General features: G+C 60.1%; 19 protein-coding genes. 12 read left to right on the plus strand and 7 right to left on the minus strand.

Going from position 1 to position 20296, the window contains the following annotated elements; translation table 11 throughout:
- Positions 1-63: 63 nt before the first annotated feature.
- Genes PQG80_RS20135 through PQG80_RS20150 form a run of 4 tightly spaced genes read left to right on the plus strand, consistent with a single transcriptional unit; the run spans position 64 to position 4295 of the window.
- Complete coding sequence (locus PQG80_RS20135) at positions 64-1659, plus strand: spore germination protein (RefSeq protein ID WP_432432783.1); 1596 nt, start codon at positions 64-66, stop codon at positions 1657-1659.
- 32 nt (positions 1660-1691) lie between these two features.
- Positions 1692-2924, plus strand: a complete 1233-nt coding sequence (locus PQG80_RS20140; protein WP_271753305.1) for a Ger(x)C family spore germination protein — start codon at positions 1692-1694, stop codon at positions 2922-2924.
- A 1-nt stretch (position 2925) separates the two neighbouring features.
- On the plus strand, positions 2926-3153 hold the full coding sequence (locus PQG80_RS20145) for a hypothetical protein (protein ID WP_271753306.1): 228 nt from the start codon (positions 2926-2928) through the stop codon (positions 3151-3153).
- Positions 3154-3176: 23 nt separating this feature from the next.
- The gene (locus PQG80_RS20150; RefSeq protein WP_271753307.1) at positions 3177-4295 is read left to right on the plus strand and encodes a GerAB/ArcD/ProY family transporter; all 1119 of its coding nucleotides are present in this window, start codon (positions 3177-3179) and stop codon (positions 4293-4295) included.
- Here PQG80_RS20150 and PQG80_RS20155 read toward each other — a convergent pair.
- The 3 genes from PQG80_RS20155 to PQG80_RS20165 are packed head-to-tail and all read right to left on the minus strand — an operon-like array spanning position 4255 to position 7119.
- A complete protein-coding gene (locus tag PQG80_RS20155) occupies positions 4255-5136 on the minus strand; it encodes a sugar phosphate isomerase/epimerase family protein (RefSeq protein ID WP_271753308.1) in 882 nt (293 codons plus the stop codon). The genes PQG80_RS20150 and PQG80_RS20155 overlap by 41 nt on opposite strands.
- A gap of 33 nt (positions 5137-5169) precedes the next feature.
- Positions 5170-6024 (minus strand): sugar phosphate isomerase/epimerase family protein, encoded by an 855-nt coding sequence (locus tag PQG80_RS20160; protein WP_271753309.1) that lies wholly within the window; start codon positions 6022-6024, stop codon positions 5170-5172.
- 36 nt (positions 6025-6060) lie between these two features.
- A complete protein-coding gene (locus PQG80_RS20165; protein WP_271753310.1) occupies positions 6061-7119 on the minus strand; it encodes a Gfo/Idh/MocA family protein in 1059 nt (352 codons plus the stop codon).
- Between the two features lie 117 nt (positions 7120-7236).
- Here PQG80_RS20165 and PQG80_RS20170 point away from each other — a divergent pair, with 117 nt between their 5' ends.
- The 5 genes from PQG80_RS20170 (at position 7237) to PQG80_RS20190 (ending at position 12842) form a co-directional block, all read left to right on the plus strand.
- Positions 7237-8115: an AraC family transcriptional regulator gene (locus tag PQG80_RS20170; RefSeq protein WP_271753311.1), complete on the plus strand. Its 879-nt coding sequence runs from the start codon at positions 7237-7239 to the stop codon at positions 8113-8115.
- A gap of 222 nt (positions 8116-8337) precedes the next feature.
- Positions 8338-10158, plus strand: coding sequence for a class I adenylate-forming enzyme family protein (locus PQG80_RS20175; protein WP_271753312.1), 1821 nt, complete (start codon positions 8338-8340; stop codon positions 10156-10158).
- A complete protein-coding gene (locus PQG80_RS20180; RefSeq protein WP_271753313.1) occupies positions 10151-11248 on the plus strand; it encodes an acyltransferase family protein in 1098 nt (365 codons plus the stop codon). The genes PQG80_RS20175 and PQG80_RS20180 overlap by 8 nt, the downstream gene beginning before the upstream one ends.
- Positions 11249-11411: 163 nt before the next feature.
- Entirely contained in the window at positions 11412-12299 is an 888-nt protein-coding gene (locus PQG80_RS20185; RefSeq protein ID WP_271753314.1) for an alpha/beta hydrolase, read from the plus strand.
- A 30-nt stretch (positions 12300-12329) separates the two neighbouring features.
- Positions 12330-12842, plus strand: a complete 513-nt coding sequence (locus PQG80_RS20190) for a phosphoesterase (protein ID WP_271753315.1) — start codon at positions 12330-12332, stop codon at positions 12840-12842.
- Positions 12843-12911: 69 nt separating this feature from the next.
- Here the strand turns inward: PQG80_RS20190 and PQG80_RS20195 are convergent, their stop codons facing one another.
- The 4 genes from PQG80_RS20195 to PQG80_RS20210 form a co-directional block, all read right to left on the minus strand.
- Positions 12912-13511 (minus strand): response regulator transcription factor, encoded by a 600-nt coding sequence (locus PQG80_RS20195; RefSeq protein WP_271753317.1) that lies wholly within the window; start codon positions 13509-13511, stop codon positions 12912-12914.
- The gene (locus tag PQG80_RS20200) at positions 13508-14650 is read right to left on the minus strand and encodes a sensor histidine kinase (RefSeq protein ID WP_271753318.1); all 1143 of its coding nucleotides are present in this window, start codon (positions 14648-14650) and stop codon (positions 13508-13510) included. Before PQG80_RS20200 ends, PQG80_RS20195 begins: the two co-directional genes overlap by 4 nt.
- 84 nt (positions 14651-14734) lie before the next feature.
- Complete coding sequence (desA, locus tag PQG80_RS20205) at positions 14735-15787, minus strand: Delta(5) desaturase DesA (protein ID WP_271753319.1); 1053 nt, start codon at positions 15785-15787, stop codon at positions 14735-14737.
- Positions 15788-16021: 234 nt separating this feature from the next.
- Entirely contained in the window at positions 16022-16603 is a 582-nt protein-coding gene (locus PQG80_RS20210; RefSeq protein WP_271753321.1) for a 50S ribosomal protein L25, read from the minus strand.
- A 285-nt stretch (positions 16604-16888) separates the two neighbouring features.
- Between PQG80_RS20210 and PQG80_RS20215 the strand changes: the two genes are divergently transcribed.
- The 3 genes from PQG80_RS20215 to PQG80_RS20225 are packed head-to-tail and all read left to right on the plus strand — an operon-like array spanning position 16889 to position 20248.
- Positions 16889-18073, plus strand: a complete 1185-nt coding sequence (locus tag PQG80_RS20215) for a glycosyltransferase family 4 protein (RefSeq protein ID WP_271753322.1) — start codon at positions 16889-16891, stop codon at positions 18071-18073.
- Positions 18073-19176, plus strand: a complete 1104-nt coding sequence (locus PQG80_RS20220) for a glycosyltransferase (RefSeq protein WP_271753324.1) — start codon at positions 18073-18075, stop codon at positions 19174-19176. The genes PQG80_RS20215 and PQG80_RS20220 overlap by 1 nt, the downstream gene beginning before the upstream one ends.
- Positions 19169-20248 (plus strand): mannose-1-phosphate guanylyltransferase, encoded by a 1080-nt coding sequence (locus tag PQG80_RS20225; protein ID WP_271753325.1) that lies wholly within the window; start codon positions 19169-19171, stop codon positions 20246-20248. The genes PQG80_RS20220 and PQG80_RS20225 overlap by 8 nt, the downstream gene beginning before the upstream one ends.
- Positions 20249-20296 lie beyond the last annotated feature (48 nt).

Genomic DNA, 20296 nt, shown 5'->3' on the forward strand with positions numbered 1-20296 from the left:
CAGCGGGCGTTTTAAATAAGAGAATGTGGAGATATTAGTAAAAACATCTAACGGGCGGTGCGCATGGTCTCCTTCTTATACCCGTTCAAAAAGCTGCTAAAAAAGGGGCTCGGTCCCCGTGGCTCCCGCGGGCCCGAAAGCGACGGCGCCAATCGGCCCGGCCCCTTGCCGCGCAGTCTCGACGATACCCTCCGCATCGTAAAAGAAGCGCTCGGCGGCAGCCCGGACCTTGTGATCCGGAGAATCTCGATGATGATCAACCGCCGGCCGCACCAGACTGCGATCGTATATATAGACGGACTCGCGGATCCTAAGGAGCTCCTGGAGTCCTTGCTCGCGGACAGCGGCGACATGCAGGCGAATCTGAAGTCCGCCGGGGACGTCGAGCCTTTGCGGCTCATTCGCCAGTACTTGCTGAAGGTCGGCCAGGTCAACGGCGTCTCCGATCTCGGCACGCTCTATCATGCGATTCTATCCGGAGATACCTGCATCCTGTTGGACGGCGCCTCCGAAGCGATCGCCGCCGGCACCGGCAGCGCCAAGGACAGAAACATAACGGAGCCCGCTTCGCAAGCCGTGCTGAGAGGACCCCGCGAAGGATTCGCGGAGACGCTGCGGACGAACACCGCGCTAATCCGGCGAAAAATCAAAAATCCCAACCTGTGGATGGAGACCAGGCGGATCGGCGACGTCACCAAGACCGATGTCGCGATCATGTATATCAAGGGCATCGTAAACGATAAAACCGTGAACGAAGTCAGGCAGCGGCTCGACCGGATCCGGATCGATTCGATTCTGGAGAGCGGTTATATCGAAGAACTGATCCAAGACGAGACCTATACGCCGTTCCCTACGATCTTCAATACGGAGCGGCCGGATGCTGTGGCCGGCGGTCTGCTTGAAGGCCGCATTGCCATTTTGGTGGACGGGACCCCTTTCGTCCTCGTCGTTCCGGCTTTGTTTACGCACTTCCTCCAGACGCCGGAGGATTATTATCAGCGCGCGGATATCAGCAGTTTTCTTCGCATTCTGCGTTACGTGTGCTTATTTATCGCCTTGTTCGGACCGGCCGCATACATCGCAGTAACGACTTTTCATCAGGAGATGATCCCGACCCCGCTGCTCCTCAGCGTCATCGCGGCGCGGGAAGGCATCCCGTTTCCGGCGTTCGTCGAAGCGTTCCTCATGGAGATTACGTTCGAGATCCTGCGGGAAGCCGGAGTTCGGATGCCGAGGACGGTCGGACAAGCCGTTTCCATCGTCGGAGCGCTCGTCATCGGGCAATCCGCGGTGGAAGCCGGGCTGGTGGGACCCGCAATGGTCATCGTCGTGTCCATTACCGCGATTTCGAACTTTGTCATTCCTTCGTACAACATGGGGATTTCGATTCGGATGATCCGGTTCCCGTTCATGATTCTCGCTGCGACCTTCGGCCTTTACGGCATCCTCATAGGCTCGATCGTCATGGTGCTGCATTTATGCAGCCTGCGTTCCTTCGGCGTTCCCTACATGGCCCCGTTCGCGCCGTTTATCGTCGAAGATCAGAAGGACAATATTTTTCGATTGCCGCGGTGGGCGATGGTGACTCGCCCGCGCTATTCCAGCGACGGCAATCCCGTGCGGGAAAAGGAGCGGCCGCCCGGGAAACCCGGGCGGTAACGCAGCCTGACGATGGGAGGTGCGATGCTGACATGAAGAGGCTGAATAAAGGGCGGAACCTGAGGCTGAACAAGGCGCTGAAGCCATTGCTTCTGGCGGCGGCGCTCCTGGCTCTGCCCGGATGCTGGAACCGAAAAGAGTTGAATGAAATCTCGATCGCCACGGCCTTCGGTTTCGACGCGCGCGAAGACCGGTACCTCGTGTCCGTGCAACTGGTTAACGCCAGCGAGATCGCCGACAAGCAAGGCGGCGGAGGCCGGGTGCCCGTCGTGACGGTACAACAGTCGACCGGCAGGACGATCTTCGAGTCGATCCGCGCGATGACGACCACCACGCCCAGAAAGATTTATTCGTCCCATCTTCGCATTCTCGTCATCGGAGAGGACATGGCACGGGCAGGGATCGCGAAGCTATTGGACGGTCTGTCCAGGGACCATGAACTGAGAACGGATTTTTATATTATCGTCGCCCGGGGTACGAAGGCGAGCGACATCCTCCAGGTGCTGACGCCGCTCGAGAAGCTTCCTACGGACAAAATGTTTTCTTCGCTCGAAGCCTCCCAGCGCAACTGGGGCATCACCGCCCGCGTCGATCTGCATGAATTGATCAATGACCTGGTCGACAAAGGCGTAGACCCCGTATTGGCGGGCATCGTCATTGAAGGAAGCAACGAGATCGGACGAACGGACGCGAATCTGGATTCCGTCCGCCCGCCCGCCACGCTGAAGTATCAAGGTCTTGCCGTGTTCCGCAAAGACAAGCTCGTAGGCTGGCTGAACGACGAACAGAGCAAAGGCTACAACTACATTCGGGGCACCCTCAAGAGCACCATTGTCCGGCTTCCTTGTCGGAAAGGCGGCGAGCTCGCGGTAGAGCTCATCCATACGAGCCACGGCATCAAAGGAAAAATCAGAGACGGAAAACCCGAGATCGAGGTGCGGTTGAGCGCGGAGGGGAACATCGGCGAGGTAGAGTGCGCGATAAACTTGAATACGCCCCGCGCGATTCCGCTGCTGGAGGCAGAATTAAGCGAGGCTATCAAGGAGAACATGGAGGCGACGATCGCGCAGGCCAAAGCCTACAGGTCGGATATTTTCGGATTCGGATCGGCCATTCATCGCGCGGATTACAGGGCTTGGAACCGGATGAAGGACCGCTGGGACGATGAATTCGTCCATCTTCCCGTCCACGTTACCGTGAAAGCGAAGATCCGCCGTACCGGCTCCGTAGTCGAATCGTTCCTTGAACGAATGGAGGATTCCTGAGTTGATCTGGATCGCGCTTATCGCGGCCGCATGCGTCGTGCGCTTCGAATACGTCAAGCTCTATCGCAGAAAACAGTTCAAAGACCTGAGCATTTCCGCTTGCTTGCTCGGCTTTGCCATGACGTTGTTTATCCTCCGGAGCGCGGGCGTGCCGATTCCGGATCCTTTGGATTGGATCAGCGCCGTCTATAAGCCCGCGAGCAAGATCATCTTGTCCGCATTATCGTAGGACAAAGAAAGGCAGGTCCGCGAATGATCGAAAAAGGAAATATCAACACGCGTCAATATTCGATTTTATCCTTGCTGTTCAGCCTGGGGAGCGCGATTCTGATCGTACCTTCCGCGCTGACCTCCGCCGCGAAGCAGGACGGATGGATTGCCGCGATCGTCGGCGTAGCCGCCGGCATCCCGCTCATTGCGTTCTATAATGCGCTGGGGGCTCGGCATCCCGATAAGACCCTGATCGAATACACTGAACTCCTGCTTGGAAAATGGGTCGGAAAAATCGTGGGGCTGCTGTTCTTTTCCTACTTTTTCCTATTGTCCGCTCTCGTTCTTCGCAACGTGGGCGACTTTATTACGACGATCGTCATGCCGGAGACCCCGATTCAAGCCGTGCACCTCATCCTGCTGATCGCGATCGCGATGGGCGTCGGCTTGGGATTGGAGGTGATCGCCCGCTCCGCGGAAATATTTCTGCCTTGGGTGCTGCTGCTTCTCTTCTTTTTAATCGTCTTCCTTTTCCCGAAAATCGAAATGGACCGCATCCAGCCCGTGTTCGAATCGGGCATAAAAGCGATCTTGCGCGGAAGTCTGTCCGTGATCAGCATTCCTTATTTGGAGCTGGTCGTCTTTCTGATGATCTTCCCTTACGCAGGCAAGCCGGAACGAAGAGGGGCCGCCATCATCAAAGGGGGATTGATCGGCGGCACCGTTCTCGTTGTGATTACCTTGCTGTGCGTTCTCGTCCTTGGCTGGGATTTCGCGTCCCGGCATACCTTTCCGAGCTACACCCTGGCCAAGAAAATTCAAATCGGGGAATTTCTGCAGCGGATCGAAGTATTGGTCGCGATCATCTGGTTTTTGACGATATTTTTCAAGCTCGTTTTATGTTTCTATGCCTCGCTGTTAGGACTGGCGCAGCTGCTCAAAATGAATTCGTACCGCCCGTTGATCGTACCATGCGCCATGATCGTGCTCATCGTGTCGATCGTAGTCTATCCGAATATCGTCTATTTCAGAATCTTCGCTTCCGAGATATGGCCCTTTTATGCGCTGACCATGGGTTTCTTGCTTCCCCTGCTCGTCTGGATCGCCTCCATGATCAGGTCTACCGGCGATACTGCTTCAAAAAGTCGACCGCGAGCTTGATGTCCCGCTCGGGGCTCGCGCCGACTTCGCGCTCGATCGTCAGGAAGCCCTCGTAGCCGATATCCTGCAGCGCCTGCAGGTAAGCGGGCCAATCCACGCCGCCTTCGCCCAGCGGCACCTCGCGGAAGTACTCGCCCGACTCGCCCTGCTCCGCCAGCTTCTCGTGCGACATCGCTTCGTAGCCGAGCGCCCCGTAGATGTTGCGCGGGTCGGTCTCCTGCAGCCGGATGCCGTCCTTCGCATGCGTGTGCACGATATACTCGCGCAGGTTGTAGACGCCCTGCACCGGGTCGTCGCCCGTCACCATCACCATGTTGGCCGGGTCGAAGTTGACCGAGACGCCCTTGGTGCTCATCTTGTCCAGGAAGCCCTTGAGGCGCGCCGAAGTCTCGGGACCGGTCTCGATCGCGAAGTAGGCGCCCCGCTCGCTCGCGTAGCGGCCAAGCTCTTCGACCGCGTCGCGCATCGCGGCATACACGTCGCTGGATTCGTCCTCGGGCACGATGCCGATATGCGTCGTGACCACGCCGGTGCCGAGATCGAGCGCCAGGTCGAGGATCCGCTTGGACTTCTCGACCTTCCAGCCGTTCTCCCGCCGATCCTGAAAGCCGTGTCCCGCAAGATCCCCGACCAGCGCGGAGATGCGCAGGCCGAGCGAGTCCACGTAAGCGCGAAGCTCGGCTCTGGCGGCCGCGTCCAGCTTGTCCGGATCCATCTCGCCTTCCACCGCGTAGATCTGCACCCCTTCGGCGCCAATCTCCTTGGCCTTCAGCAGTCCGGCGCGCACGCCGACCCGGAAGCTGTCCACGATCACGCCGATTGGGTTCGCTATTTGTACCATGCGGATGTCCCCCTTTCCGATCGCCAAGTTTACTTATACCTCCGACCAGATGCGCCGCGCGTTAGCCAATCCGATGCGCGAGCCCTGCTTGCATTCTTCCATGCCCTCGAATTCCAGCGAGAGATAACCGTCGTAGCCCGAAGCCTTCACGACGCGCAGCACCTCGCGCACGTCGATGTCGCCCTGGCCGAAGATCGCGCCGCGCAGATAGTTGCCCGCCGCCGTATTGAACCAGCCTTCGCCCGGATCGCGGTCGCCGCGACGCAGATAGAAGTCCTTCAGGTGCACGATCGAAGCCTCCCCGACCGAACGCCCGACTGCGGCCGCAGGATCCTCGTCCAGGCACATGAAATTGCCGACGTCCAGCGTGAGGCGGAAGTTCGGATGGTTCGTCTCCGCCAGCAGCCCTAGTACCCGCTCGCTCGACTGCATGTAGTAGCCGTGATTCTCCACGCTGGTCACGACGCCTTGGGACGCCGCATATTCCGCTACGCGGCGGCAAGCCTCCGCCAGCCGCGGCAGCTCGCGCCAGAATTGCGCGACCGAAGCGCCCTGCCGGGAAGCGACGTCATGGCGCATCTTCTTCACGCCGAGCGCGCGCGCGATGTCGACCTCGCCCTTGACGCGCTCGATCTCCGCCTCCAGCGCCTCGTCGTCGTCGACCGCGAAGTTCGCGCCCACCGCGTAGTTCGAGATCTCGAGCCCCGCTGCCGCGGCGCGGCTGACGATCTCTTCGATTAATCCGGGCGTCCGGATGTCGAAGCCGATCGGCACGATCTCGATATGCTCGCAGCCCTGCTCCGCCACCCAGTCGATCGCGCCGGGCACGGTCAACTCGCCCGACTCGATCGCGCGATACAAACTATACGTGCTGAGTCCCAGCTTCATGATAACGTTCGCTCCTTTATGTGCCTTGCGCGTATGTTACAGCTCGATCTCTTTGCCTTGCTCCGCCGACTCGTAGATCGCGCGCAGGATGCGCATCATCGTCAATCCGTCCTCGACGGGGCTCAGCGGCTCGGTGCCGGCGATCGCCGAAGCGACGAAGCTGTCGATCTCGGATTGGAACGCCTGGGCGAACTCGAACTTGCGGCTGTCGACCTGCGGCGTCACGTTCAGGATCGTATCATGACGCTCCGAGACGATCGTCAGCTCCGGATCGATCTCGAAGCCGCCCTTGGTGCCGTACAGCCGGACCGCGGACTCGTCGCTCTTGGCGTGCAGCGCGTAGCTGACGTCGACCAGCAGGGAAGCGCCGTTCTCGAACCGGATCAGCGCGTTGGCCAGATCCTCGACCGTATTGCGCGAGGCGTCGTAGTCCGCAGCCCGGTAGAAGGACAGCCCCTTGACGTTGGAGCGGTTGCCGAGCTTGTTATACACGTTGCCGCTCACCGACTTGACCTTCGGGCGCCCCATCAGGTACCAGGTCAGGTCGATCACGTGCACGCCGATATCGATCAGCGGGCCGCCGCCGGAACGGTCCTTGTCCGCGAACCAGCCGCCCGGATTGCCGAGGCGCCGGATCAGCGACGCCTTCGCGTAGTACAGCTCGCCGAACTCGCCCTGCTCCGCGAAGCGCCTCGCCAATTGGGCGTTGGCGTCGTAGCGGCGCACGAAGCCCACCTGCAGGATCCGGTCGGTCGCGCGGACCGCGTCCCGCACGGCTTCGGCTTCCTCCACCGTCATGCTGAGGGGCTTTTCCACGAGTACGTGCTTGCCTGCCTTGACCGCCGCGATCGCGATCTCCGCATGCGTGTGGTTCCAAGTGCAGATGCTGACCGCATCGACCTCGGGGTTGGCGAGCAGCTCGCGATAATCCGTATAAATATGCGATGCGCCGTACTTCGCCGCCGCCTTGTCCGCGCGCTCCCGGTTCAGGTCGCAGACCGCGACGATGACCGCGTCGGGGTTGGCCGCGTATGCATTCATGTGCGATTCGGAGATCGAGCCCGTGCCGATGACGCCGATGCTGAGCTTATTCACTGGTGTTGCCTCCCTCTACTCATTTGTCTACCTGTACTATAAAATGAATGGAGAATGCCAGCCATGAATAGCTATGCTCGCGATTTGTAATATTGTGCGATATGGAGGTGCCGCCGCATGGACCGCAATCCCGATCTGCTCGAGCCGATGGATATGCCGGATCCCCAATTCCCGCTCAAGCTCCATTACTGCCGATACGAGCGAGTGGGCACGCCCACTTTTTATCCGCATTGGCACGAGCACATGGAATTTCTATATATCGTCGAAGGCCGCGCCCGCATCTCTTGCAACGCCGACAGCTACGATGTCGGTCCCGGAGACCTGATCGTCGTGAACTGCGCCGATCTGCATCACGGCGTATGCCTGTCGGATCGTTTGTTTTATTATGCGGTGATCTTCGACCCGGATCTGCTGCACAGTCATCGGATCGACTCCGCCGAAGCCAAGTTCATCACGCCGATCGTCCGCTCCCGCATCCGCTTCGCGAACAGGGTCACGGGAGACGCCGCTATCAAGGACAGCCTCGACGAGTTGATCCGCGAGTATGAAAAGAAGGACTTCGCCTACGAGCTGTCCGTGAAGTCCTGCCTGTACCGGCTGCTCGCGGCCATGCTGCGCGGGCACGTCGCGGAGAGCATGCCCGAGGGCGAGCTGGCCTCGCGCATCAGACGGCTGACCCGCATCGAGCCCGTGCTGCAGCATATCGAGGCCAACTACGCCAAGCGCCTCGACGTGGAGACGCTGGCGGGGATCGCCGGCATGAGCCGCTACCATTTCAGCCGCGTCTTCAAGGAGCTCACGAGCCGCTCGGTCACCGACTACGTGAACTTCGTACGGATCGGCCGCTGCGAGCAGGAGCTGCGATATACGAACAAGACGATCTCGGAGATCGCGCTCGACCACGGGTTCAGCGACATTTACTATTTCAGCCGCCTGTTCAAGAGTTACCGAGGAGTCTCCCCTTCGTCCCTCCGACGCCGGACGTCGCCCGCCTGAAGGTCCCCTTATCGAGGATGCCGACGATCCGAATCGAGTTTGCCAACCGATCCAAGCCGGAAACGGAGCCGTTTAAATAACGGCCGTTCCGGCTTTTTTGTCGCATGCGGGCGATGTGTCGAAAATCCTGTCGGGCAGCCATTCGCTTTCTAATTTTCCTATATCAACAAAATGTATCATTATGTATACTGTTTGTATCAAAAGATTGAAGGAGGCCGCCCTATGATCAAAAACAGGGCAGCGACGGCGCAGCTCGACACGGTCCCCGACCTGCTGCAGCGCCGCGCCAGGCGATCGCCGAACGACATCGTATACAGCTTTCCTGGGTTCGATCAGCATTACTCTTGGCGCATGATCTGGGAGGAAGTCCGTCAGCTGTCCGAAGGGCTGCTGGCGCTCGGTATTCGGAAGGGGGACCGCGTCGCCCTGCTCATGCAAGGCCGTATCGAGCTCGTGCTCCTCATCTACGCCGCCGCGTGCATCGGGGCCGTCGCGGTCCCGCTTAATACTTACAGCAAAAAGGACGAGCTGCGCGCCCTCCTGCGGGACTGCAAGCCCGCCGCCTTGTTTCTGGACAAAGAAGGGCAGCGGCAGTCGTATCTCGCGATGGTCGCCGAGCTGCTGGCGGAGACCGGCGGTCCGGATCCGACCGCGGACGGCCCGGATGAGACAGCGGACGGCTCGGACGCCGATGGCCGATTGCCGGCCCATCTGTTCGTGCTGGCCGACCCGGCCGAGACGCGCGCCCCGTTCCGCCCCTTCGCCGAGCTCGCAGGCGAGGCGGCGAAGGCAGAACCGCATGCGTTCCGGGACGCCGCCGCCGCGCTTAACCTTCGCGATCCGCTCGTGCTGCTCTACACGTCCGGCACCTCCGGCAAACCCAAAGGCGTGCTGCGCTCTACCGCCTCCTTCTTGTCCGCCGCCCGCGCGCCCAAGCGGACAGGCTTCGCCTCGGGCGCGCTGCTGCGACTGACGGATCGCCTCACGCGCAGGCTGTCCATCATGAGCCTGCTGCCGCTGTACCACATGGGCGGGTTCGCGACGATCTTCACCGCCCTGAAAGCCTGCTCGATCCGTATCGTCATGCTCAGCCACTACAGCCCGAACAACGCTCTCGCCTTCATTGAACGGTTCAAATGCCGGGTGCTCGTGGGCACCCCGTTCATGATCGAGCAGATGCTGTCAGCCGAAGCGAGAGACCGGTACGATCTTCGCAGCCTCCTCGGACTCGTCTTCACCTCGTCGGCCGTCGACCGCCGCATCCTCGAGCGCATCACGCGAGAGCTGCACATTTATTTTTTCATGGTCAGCTACGGATCGACCGAAGCCGGCGCCGTCGCGAACGGCATCTGCGTGACCGACCGCAAGCCGCATCCGCTGCTGTCGCCGCTCTACGGGCTCCTCATGCAGTCGCGCCTGGTGAGCGGGTTCATCGGCTTGCAGCAGTTTTTGGAATGCGAGTACAGCCTGGCAGGCAAGGTGGACCCGCATGTCGAGGTGGGGATCGTAGACGCCGCGACCGGCAGCCGCCTGCCTCCCGGAGAGCAGGGCGAGATCTGCATCCGGAGCCACCGGGTCATGCGCTACGCCGGACAGACGGACGCTGCGGATGCGGGGCCATCCGCGGACGGCTGGTTCCGCTCCGGCGACCTCGGCTATGTGGACGCGCGCGGACATCTGGTCGTCACCGGCAGGATCAAGCGCATCATCTCCCGAGGCGGCGAGAAAATCTCGCCGGTCGAGATCGAGCGCGCCCTGCTGAAGCTGTCCGGCGTCGAGTCCGCGTTCGTCGTAGGCGTGCCGGACGAGAGATACGGAGAACAGGTCTGCGCCTGTATCGTGCCCCGCCGGGACGCGGCGCTCATCGCCGAGAAGATCCGGCTGGACCTCGCCGGCAGCCTCTCCGCCTTCAAGATCCCCGCGCATATTCTGTTCGTGCCGTACTTGCCGATGTCCCCGACGGGCAAGATCTCGGTCGCGGACGTCAGAGAACTGGCGCTTGGGCAGCTCGCGCAGGCAGGGGAGAACAGGCTGAATGCGTAACTATTATCCGGGGATCACGCTGTTCAAGGCGCTCGGCTGCGTACTCGTCGTCTTTTCCCACGAGTTGTTCATCCCGCTGATGGCGACGATGGAGAACCGGCAGTTGTCCTTCGTCGGCCTTCCCTTGAGCACCGTGGTGCCGGGGTTCTATCTGGTCGCCGGCTTTCTGGCTTATCAGGGCTGGACGCGCGCGGACGACCCGGGGCGGTACGTGCGCAGGTACGTCTGGCGGATCGCGGCGGTATACGGGCTGCTATGCTTGCTCAATATCGGGCGGCAGGTCGCGGGCGCCGTGCTGCACGGGGATACGAGCGCGAGCGGACTGCTCGCGCTGGGCAAGAGAATCGCGCTTCGCGTATTCGTGGAAGGCGCATACCAGCAGCTATGGTTCATACCGCCGCTGATCTTCGGGATGCTCGTATCCTACGCGCTCATCTCCAGGCGGCGCTTGCGGCTGTGGGCCGTCATCGCCTCCCTGTCGTTCGCGGCGGCGCAGAGCGTCGCGGGCACGCCGAGCGGACCGGTCAACGCTGCGTTGTCCGGCCTTTTCGGCGGCGAAGGCATGGATGTCATCTCCGCGGTCGCAGTCAATTACGGCGGCTTCGGCCTCGTGTTCGTCGGCGCGGGCGTTCTCCTGGCCCGACATGAGGAAGCTTTCAAACGACTCCCGGTCCTGCGGCTGCTGGCCTTTACCCTGCTGCTCGCGTCCGCGGAGACCGCTTATCTCATGTCGGCGGTGGACTGGAACGAGGCTTACAGGCTTGCGTTTTCCACGCTGCCCGCGTCTGTCCTGATGTTCTACGGCATTCTGCGCATCCGCTGGGCGGCGGTCAAGCGGCATCACCGCCTGCTCAACCGCTTCAGCCTGGTCACATTCTTCGGCCACACGCTGTTCATCAAGCTCGACCTGCTCGCGCTCGGCTGGACCTACGTCGAGACGGACGCCTGGCAGGGCACGCTCGTGTCCTGCGTCACGCTCCTTCAATGCGCGGCCGTCACGTATGCGTGGATGCGCATCGACGGGCGGCGGCGCAGCCCGCTCGCGTCCACGGGCGCAGAAAAGCCGGCCGCGGTCTCCCGCGCCGGATAATCGCATTGATCCAGCACGGTTCAAGCCGTCCCCCGGACGACGCCGCCCTCCGCGGATGCTTGCAGGATCGATTACCCTTAACGCTTCGATAGCTTCCGCGCCCCGCTTAGGCATATAATAGAGGCAATCGAAATGGCTGCGAGCGAGCGGAGGGGTTACTCACTTGACCTATCAACCTTTCACCTGGACCTTGTCCGACGGGACGGTCATGGCGGCCGGCGAATGGACCGCCGGCGGAGCGAAGAACGAACGGGGCGCGAGCGAACGGACGAATGAGCGCGGGCCGGCCGCCGTCGTGCTGATCGTCCACGGCATGGGCGAGCACATGGGACGTTACGATCATGTCGCGGACATGCTGAACGAGGCAGGCTACGCGGCGCTGGGCTTCGACCAGCGCGGACATGGCCGCACGCTCGGCAAGCGCGGGCATACGCCGAGCTACGATGGGCTGCTGGAGGGCGTGGACCTGCTGTTCAAGGAGGCCGCGAGGCGTTATCCGGGCTTGCCCGTCATTCTGTACGGGCACAGCATGGGCGGCAACGTGGCGCTGAATTATCTGCTGCGGCGCAAGCCGGACGTCGCCGGCGCGGTGATCGGCAGCCCGTGGCTGAAGCTGGCGTTTGCGCCGCCGCAGGCGCAGGTGGTCATCGGACGGCTGGTCGAGCGCGTGTATCCGGGCTTCACCAACAAGCGTCCGATGAACGTCGACCACCTGACGGCCGATCCCGGGATGGCGGAGCGATATCGCGCCGATCCGCTCGGCCACGGCCACATCACGGCGCGCTTCTTCTTCGGCGTGCAGCGGGCGGGATCGTGGGCGATCCAGCATGCGCATGAGCTGAGCGCTCCCGTGCTGCTCATGCACGGCGACGACGACCGCGTCACCTCGATCGCGGCCAGCAGGCAGTTCGCCGAGCGGGCGGGCAAGTTATGCGAATACAGGGAATGGCACGGCTACAAGCACGAGCTGCACAACGAGCTTGAGCGCGGACCCGTGCTTGCGGTCATGCGGGATTGGATCGCGGCGAGGCTGGCACCGAACGCGGATTAGAACCGCGAATCGTTGAAGGGGGGCTGTCCTATGGCAAATACGTTTTTCATCTCGGACCATCACTTTGGACACCGCCACATCATCGACTTCGAATCCAGGCCCTTCGCGAGCGCCGAAGAGATGGACGAGGCCATGATCGAGCGGTGGAACGCCGTCGTGGGCCGCGACGATTCCGTCTTTCATTTGGGAGATTTTTCGTTTCTGAATATGGAAAAGACGCGGGGGATCGTGAGCCGGCTGAACGGCCGGAAGACGCTGATCCTGGGCAATCACGACCGGGGCCGGTCGCGAAGCTGGTGGCTGGAAGCCGGATTCGAGGAAGTGAGCGTTTATCCGATCATCTACAAGGACTTCTTCTTCCTCTCGCACGAGCCGATGTACATGAACAAGCACATGCCGTACGTTAACGTCCACGGCCATATCCACGGCCAGAAGTACGAGGGCAAGAACTATTTCAACGTCTGCGTGGAGCATTGGGACTACACGCCGCTGACGTTCGAGCAGATCCGGGACGCGGTCGTGGCAAGCGAAGAGCAGGACTGATCGAATCGCTAAGGACGGACGCCAGCGGACCGAGGACTAAAGGCTGACCGAGCAGAGCCGCGCGCGCGCTTACTTGAACCAGCCCTTTTCCCTGAACCGCTTGATCGCTTCGATCCGGTTGCTGACGTCAAGCTTATCGAGGATGACCGAGATGTAGTTGCGGACCGTTCCGTTGGACAGGAACAGCTCGCTTGCGATTTCCTTCGTGTTCTTGCCGTCGGCCATCAGGCCGATGACTTCCTTTTCCCGCTCCGTGAGCGGGTTTTCTTCTTTGTACGCCTCGTCTACGAGCTCGGCCGCGTAGATCCGGCGACCGGACATGATGCTCCGCAGCGAATGGGCGAGCTCCTCGCTCGGGCTGTCCTTCAGCAGATAGCCGTGCGCCCCCGCCTTTACCGCCCGCTCGAAGTAACCGGCCCGCGCGAACGTCGTCAGGATGACGATTTTGCAGCCCGTGCCCTTCAGCTCTTCGGCAGCATCCAGACCGCTCTTGAGCGGCATCTCGATGTCCATGATGCACAGATCCGGCTTGAGCAGCTTGACCAGCTTCAGCGCTTCCTCGCCGTTCTCCGCCTTGCCGACCACTTCCATATCGTCCTCTAGATCGAGCACGGACGCGAGCGCGCCTAGCAGCAGCCGCTGGTCCTCGGCGATCACGATTCGTATCATGTCTGCGCCACCTCCTCCTCATCCGATTGGATCAAGATGTTCGGCACCTTGATGACGATCTCCGTACCCTCGCGGGAGACAACCTCCATCGACCCGTTGACGAATTCCAGCCGCTCCTTCATGCCGCGCAGCCCGTTCCCTCTATAAAGAGGCGGCTGCGCGCCCATTCCGACGCCGTTGTCCTTCACGCGGATCCGCAGCTCCGCGGGCGTCTGTTCGATCTCGATCGCGCAGACGGTCGCCGAGCTGTGCTTCACGACGTTCGTCACGGCTTCCTTCAGGCACATGCTCGCCACGTTCTCGTTGAGCAGCGACGTGTTCGCGAGCCGCGGCTCGCCCTTCAGCGTGAACTCGATGTCCGCCGCCTTCAGAATTTGGCGCAGACGGCCGATCTCGTCCTCCACGTGCGTGCCCCGCATCTGCGTCACCAGCTCGCGGAGTTCCTTGAGCACATTCCTGGCCGTATGCCGGACGTCGTCGATCTCGGCCTCCGCCCGGTCCGGATTCTTGCGGATCAGCTTGGCGACCAGGTCGCTCTTGAGTCCGATCAGGGCGAGCTTCTGGCCAAGCGTGTCGTGGAGGTCCCGGGCGATCCGCTGGCGCTCCTCCAACTTCACCAGCTCCGAGATCCGTTTGTTGGCGTCCTTCAATTCTACCTGCAGCAGCTCGCTTTTGTTGCGGTTGTAGGTCGTGACCGGCAGGAGCGTCACCGCGATCAGGCAGACGAACACGAAAGGCGCCTGCTCGATCAGGACCGAGTTGGCGTGCATGTAGCCGACGTACACCGACAGCAGCGTCACAGCCAGATGAATCGTATATAACGTGATGAAACCGGCCTTCCGCTGCATATTGCCGACAAAAAACGCCGTAAAGATCGAAAAATAGACGTACCCGAACATCAAGGTCATCGCGATCGAAAATAAAATCTGCACGGAGGTCCAAAAATAAACGAGCCAGCCCTTTGAGCTGAACGATAGCAGATAGCAAACAAAAAACGCGACGATCATGAAGATGCCGATCAGCGCGTGGTACATCGTCGAGGAGCGGAATACGAAATAAAAAGGGAGGATGTAGAAGACGACCCATATATAAGGACTGAGGCCCGTGCTTCGTTGGAAAATGTGATACCACTTCTGCACGGAAACCTCTCCCCTCTTAATGTTCGTCTCCCTCCCATTGTAGCCTAATTCAGACGATCGCATAAAGCGATTTACCCGAATGCGTTAACCCTGGCTCTGACCGGCCTTCTTGATCGAGACCCCGGATGCATGCACGCCGACGGACGGACGCTTGACCTTGCGATAGCCGACGAAGGTCTTGTTCGTCTCGTCCCACAGACGGAATCGCAGCGATTCAAGGCTGGTCGCGAGCGTGAGCGTTGCGGCGCGTTGGAGCGGCGGCGTGGCCATGTGCGCCTTCTCGAGATTATAATTGGGCACCTTCGGATTCAGGTGATGGACATGGTGGAAGCCGATGCTGCCGGTGATCCATTGCAGAACGCGGGGAAGCTTGTAGTACGAGCTGCCTTCGACGGCCGCTTGTACGTAGCTCCAATCGGGATCGTTCTCAAAGTAAGAGTCTTCGAATTGATGCTGTACGTAGAAGAGCCAGATGCCGAGCAGTCCCGCCACGAAGAAGATGGGCAGCTGTACGAGGAGGAACGCTTCCCAGCCGATCGCCCAGATCATGCCGGCGTAGAGCGCGACGATGAGGGCATTGACCAGGTACGTATTCATGCGCTCCTTGCGCCTTGCGCCCTTCACGTTGAAACGATATTGGAGCATGAAGACGAAGATCGGTCCGAACCCGAACATGACGACCGGATTGCGGTAGATACGATACGAAACTCGCTTCCACAAGGGAGCCGCCGCATATTCGTCCACCGTGAGGATCCAGATGTCGCCGTCGCCTCTTTTGTCGAGGTTGCCGCTGGTGGCGTGATGCTTGGCATGGCTGTTTTTCCACTGTCTGTAAGGGACCAGCGTCAGGACGCCGAGCAGCGTGCCTGCGATGTCGTTGGCCCGCTTGCTCTTGAAGAACGAGCCGTGGCAGCAGTCGTGAAACAAGATAAAGCTACGTATGACGAATCCCGATGCGACGATCAGGATGGGAAGGGCGAGCCAATAAGATACGGAGAGGCTGGCATAGCCGGCATACCAGAGCAGCGCTAGCGGCCCCAGCGTGTTAATCAGCTGCCGGATGCTGGACTTCGCGTCCGTTTTTTCAAAAGGAAGCATGCTTTTTTTGAGTTCGGCGATTTCGCTTGCGTGTTTCATCTGTGCATTCCCCCTTGATGGGCGTTTAGCGGAAAAGAGCTTCCGCAACGTTATCTCCATTGTAAACGGCCGAAGGATGGCGTTATAAGTCACAAGCGTCATGATCGCATGTGACAAGTGTCATGCCATCGGCGGCGAGCCTGCAAATAAAGAGCGTTCCCGCAGGCATCACCCGAGGAACGCTCTATTCGGTAGACGGTCGGCGCCGATACGGTTCCGGCTCTCCCGCGCTGATTATTCCGTCGCTGCCGCAACCTCTTCGTCCCGCGCCTGCCTGCCCAGTACTTTGACCAGCATGACGGATGGATCCGTCAGCACCTCGACGCCGTCGTGGAGCTCAAGATCGGAGACGAGCAGCTGATCGCCGACGCCCAGCTTGCTGATATCGACCTCGAAGGCCGCGAACAGCTTGTCGGGCATACACCGGATCGCGACCTCGTGAACCTCGATCTGGAGCATGCCGCCCTCGACCAGGCCAGCGGGTTCGCCGGTGAAGTGGATGGTTGCCTTAGTATCGATGCTCGCATCCATATTAATCTGGTGAAAATCCACATGCAGCCACCTGCCCGTCAGCGTGTCCTTCTGGATCGCCTTGACGAGAACGGGAAATTCTCCCCGCTCTCCGATGGTTGCCCGCAGGATCGCCTTGGGATTCTTCTTCAGCGCGGCGGCCAGCTCGTTGCCGTTCACTTCGACGGACAGGTTGGATACGCCTACGCCGTATACGACCCCAGGTATAGATCCTTGCGCTCTCGACTGCTTCACTTGCGAAGAAGAAAAGTTGGAGCGATCCTTTAAATGGATATTCTTGCTCATATACTCAACTCCCTCATGTGCTTCCAGTTAAGCCTAGCACAGTTATCTTTCGATGTACAAGGACCACGCGGATTGACACGATGGCTTTCCGGTGCTAAGGTTAATAGGGAGAACATTTTCCCAAAATATTTTATAATAACATGTTGGAATATTTAAATCAATTACTTTTAGTTGGAAATGTCACTCCAATCTCATATTCCGTTCGTGCCGAGAAATGAAGACCCTCTTTATTTCTTTTTTTGTTGTCCTCATATGGAATTAATTATTAAATCAGGAGGTAATTGTTTGTTAAACAAACCGAACAAAAGAACGAACGTAGCTTTTCTGGGCACCTATCTTCCGCGAGAATGCGGTCTGGCGACCTTCACGCATGACCTCATCCAAGAACTCGGACGACTGGGAGACTTCAATCCGCCGCGGGTCATTGCCGTCAACAACAATTCCGCCTATGCTTACGGAAAAAACGTGATGATGAGCTTCGATCAGGAGAATAAAGGCGAATATATCCGGACCGCGCACGAGCTCAACCGTTCGGACGTCGACTTGCTCGTCATCCAGCATGAATTCGGCATTTATGGCGGCGAATGCGGAGAATACGTGCTAGAGCTGGCCAAGCGGTTAACGATCCCTTTTATCGTCATCTTCCATACCGTGCTGACCGCTCCGAGCCCCTCCCAGCTTCGCATCGTCTCGCTACTGGGCGAGTGGAGCGACCGCTCGGTCACGATGGCGCAGAGCACGGTGGCCGATCTTCATCATATATACGGCATACCCATGGACAAGATCCGCATGCATCACCACGGTGTGCCCCGCCTGTCAGCCGAATCGCGAGATACGCTCAAAAGCCGGTACGGCTATGCCGGAAGACAGGTCGTGTCCACATTCGGTTTTCTGAGTCCCGGCAAGGGCATTGAATACGCCATCGAGGCGATGAGCGGCGTCGTGTCCAGCCATCCGGACGCGCTGTACGTCGTATGGGGCAAGACGCATCCCGTCGTTAAGCAGGAGGTCGGCGAGGTGTACCGCCGACAGCTCGCAGAGCAAGTCGACCGGTTGGGGCTGAACGGGCATGTCCGCTTCGTCGACAAGCTGCTGACGCAAGAGGAGGTCGTCCATTCGCTGGTGCTGTCTGATATTTATATGACGCCTTATCTGGGCCGCGAGCAAGCGGTCAGCGGCACGCTCGCCTACGGCGTCGGCTACGGGAGGGTCATCGTCTCGACGCCTTACCGCTATGCGACCGAGATGCTGGGAGGCGGCCGGGGGCTGCTCGCGGAATTCCGCGACGCCAAGTCGCTGGAGACGCAGCTGCTGGACATTATGGACCATCCGGACAAAAAGCTCCGAATGGAGGGCAGAACTGCCGAGCTCGGACGACAGATGATGTGGGATCAGATCGCCCTGGAGTATGCCGCGCTCATTCGCGATGTCATCGGCATGTCCTATCCCGTGCAAGGGAGCGTGGTCTAATGATGCCAACCCAGGCGAAGGCGCTTAAGGCCGACTACTTGCGCAGCCTGACCGACGATACGGGCATTTTCCAGCATACGAAGTTTGGCGTCCCCGACCGCGGCCGGGGCTACACCTCCGACGACAACGGACGCGCGCTCATCGCGGCCGCCCTGCTGCACCGCAACCACCCCGGCGAGGGTTGGCTCGGCTTGGCAGGCACTTATCTTTCCTTCATCCACCACGCGCAGAACGAGGACGGCAGCTTCCGCAACTTCATGGACTATAACCGCAGCTTCGTCGAACCGGTCGGGTCGGAGGACTGCCTCGGCCGCTGCGTATGGGCGCTCGGCTTCGCGCTCTCCGAGCCGACCTTGCCGGACAATCTTCACAACACCTGCAGGTTCATGATCGACCGGGCGCTCCCGCGCATCGCGGAACTGCGTTCCCCGCGGGCGCTCGCTTATGCGCTGGTCGGCCTCGCCTATATGCTCGAGACCAAGGACTCCCTCCGCTATGCCTTCCCTTACGCCGCTGACGACAAGCGCGAGGTGGCCGTATCGTTCCTGCCGCACAGGAAGATCCGCGAGCTGGTCGAACAGATTGCCGACCGTCTGCTGGCGCAGTACGAGCAATATGCGACGGCCGACTGGCATTGGTTCGAGGATAGCATCACCTACGGCAACGCGATGCTGCCTTGGGCGCTGCTTAAGGCTGCGCGGCTCAGCGGGAGAGCCGACCTGCGGCATACGGCGCAGACGAGTCTCGCCTTCCTGACGTCGCATACCTTCGCGAAGGAGGGCTACTTCAAGTCTGTCGGCAGCGAAGGATGGCTCGTACGCGGCGAGCGGGCAGCCCCGTACGACGAGCAGCCGATCGAGGCTTGCGAGACGCTGCTCGCCATGTACGAAGCCCACGACATGTTCGGCACCCCCTCTTATCTGGATCATGCCAGCCTTTGCCTCGATTGGTTCCATGGACGCAACTCCGCCAATCTCTCCATGATCGACCCGCAGACGGGCGGCTGCTACGACGGTATCCACGCCAGCGGGCTCAATCTTAATCAGGGCTCGGAGAATATCGTGTCCTACTGCATCGCGCATTCGGTGATCCACCATGCATAGGTTCGCGACGATTCTGGCCGGCGGCGGCGGAACCCGCTTCTGGCCGCTGTCCAGGCAGGAGATGCCCAAGCAGCTGATCAACCTGAGCGGCAACGACATCATGCTCAATGATACGATCGACCGGTTCAAGCACGTCATGCCGCTGGAGAACACGATCATCGTGACGAACTCGTCGCAGGCCGTCCAGCTGGAGAGCATCATGCACTTGAGCGTGCCGGCGGCCAACGTGCTGGTCGAGCCGGTGGCGCGCAATACGGCGGCCAGCATCTTGTTCGCGGCCATGCATATCGATCGGCAATTCGGCGACTCCCTGATGGTCGTTTCCCCCTCCGATCACCATATTACGGATGTGGACGAATTCAAGAAGACGCTGACCGAGGCCTGCACGGTCGCCGAAGAGACCGATAAAATGATCACGATCGGCATCAAGCCGACCTTCCCGTCCACGGGCTACGGGTACATCTCCCATGCCTCCAGTCCGATGCGAACCGAGCCTTGCCAGGTCTACGAGGTATCGGAATTCGTGGAAAAGCCAAGCTTTGCCATTGCCCAAAGCTATTTGTCCTCCGGCAATTACCTGTGGAACAGCGGCATTTTCGTCTGGAAAACGTCGGTTATTATCGATAATTTCAAACGTTATCTGCCCCGCTTGTATCATGCGATGCTGCCCTTCGCGACATGCGAGGACGAAGAGCGGCGAATGGACATCATCCAAGCGATCTATCCCGCCCTCCATAGCACCTCGATCGACTATGGCATTCTGGAGCGCAGCGTCGATGTGGCGGTCATCCCGGGCAACTTCGGTTGGAACGACATCGGCAGCTGGGACGCGCTCGGCGCGATCATTCCTCCCGACGAATACGGCAACATCGTCAAGGCGGAGCATCTGGGCATCCAGACGCGCGACTCCATCGTCTACGGGGACGAGCGGCTGATCGCCACCATCGGCATCGAGGGCCTCATCATCGCGGACACCAAGGACGCGCTGTTGATCTGTGCCAAGGACCGCGCGCAGGATGTTAAGGACATCGTCGTGCTGCTTAAGAATAAGGGAATGACGGAGTATGTGTGAGCGGACCTAATCTCCTACCTGAACGGCCTTACCGCATGAGAACGGGAC

The organism is Cohnella rhizoplanae (genome assembly GCF_948329515.1).
Lineage (GTDB): Bacteria > Bacillota > Bacilli > Paenibacillales > Paenibacillaceae > Cohnella > Cohnella rhizoplanae.

Bases quoted from the DNA above. Each gene is read 5' to 3' on its own strand.
- PQG80_RS20220 (WP_271753324.1), top strand. From the start codon at position 18,073: ATGATGCCAACCCAGGCGAAGGCGCTTAAGGCCGACTACTTGCGCAGC.
- PQG80_RS20190 (WP_271753315.1), top strand. From the start codon at position 12,330: ATGGCAAATACGTTTTTCATCTCGGACCATCACTTTGGACACCGCCAC.
- PQG80_RS20225 (WP_271753325.1), top strand. From the start codon at position 19,169: ATGCATAGGTTCGCGACGATTCTGGCCGGCGGCGGCGGAACCCGCTTC.
- PQG80_RS20210 (WP_271753321.1), bottom strand. From the start codon at position 16,603: ATGAGCAAGAATATCCATTTAAAGGATCGCTCCAACTTTTCTTCTTCG.
- PQG80_RS20195 (WP_271753317.1), bottom strand. From the start codon at position 13,511: ATGATACGAATCGTGATCGCCGAGGACCAGCGGCTGCTGCTAGGCGCG.
- PQG80_RS20135 (WP_432432783.1), top strand. From the start codon at position 64: ATGGTCTCCTTCTTATACCCGTTCAAAAAGCTGCTAAAAAAGGGGCTC.
- PQG80_RS20150 (WP_271753307.1), top strand. From the start codon at position 3,177: ATGATCGAAAAAGGAAATATCAACACGCGTCAATATTCGATTTTATCC.
- PQG80_RS20180 (WP_271753313.1), top strand. From the start codon at position 10,151: ATGCGTAACTATTATCCGGGGATCACGCTGTTCAAGGCGCTCGGCTGC.
- PQG80_RS20175 (WP_271753312.1), top strand. From the start codon at position 8,338: ATGATCAAAAACAGGGCAGCGACGGCGCAGCTCGACACGGTCCCCGAC.
- PQG80_RS20160 (WP_271753309.1), bottom strand. From the start codon at position 6,024: ATGAAGCTGGGACTCAGCACGTATAGTTTGTATCGCGCGATCGAGTCG.
- desA (WP_271753319.1), bottom strand. From the start codon at position 15,787: ATGAAACACGCAAGCGAAATCGCCGAACTCAAAAAAAGCATGCTTCCT.
- PQG80_RS20155 (WP_271753308.1), bottom strand. From the start codon at position 5,136: ATGGTACAAATAGCGAACCCAATCGGCGTGATCGTGGACAGCTTCCGG.
- PQG80_RS20170 (WP_271753311.1), top strand. From the start codon at position 7,237: ATGGACCGCAATCCCGATCTGCTCGAGCCGATGGATATGCCGGATCCC.
- PQG80_RS20140 (WP_271753305.1), top strand. From the start codon at position 1,692: ATGAAGAGGCTGAATAAAGGGCGGAACCTGAGGCTGAACAAGGCGCTG.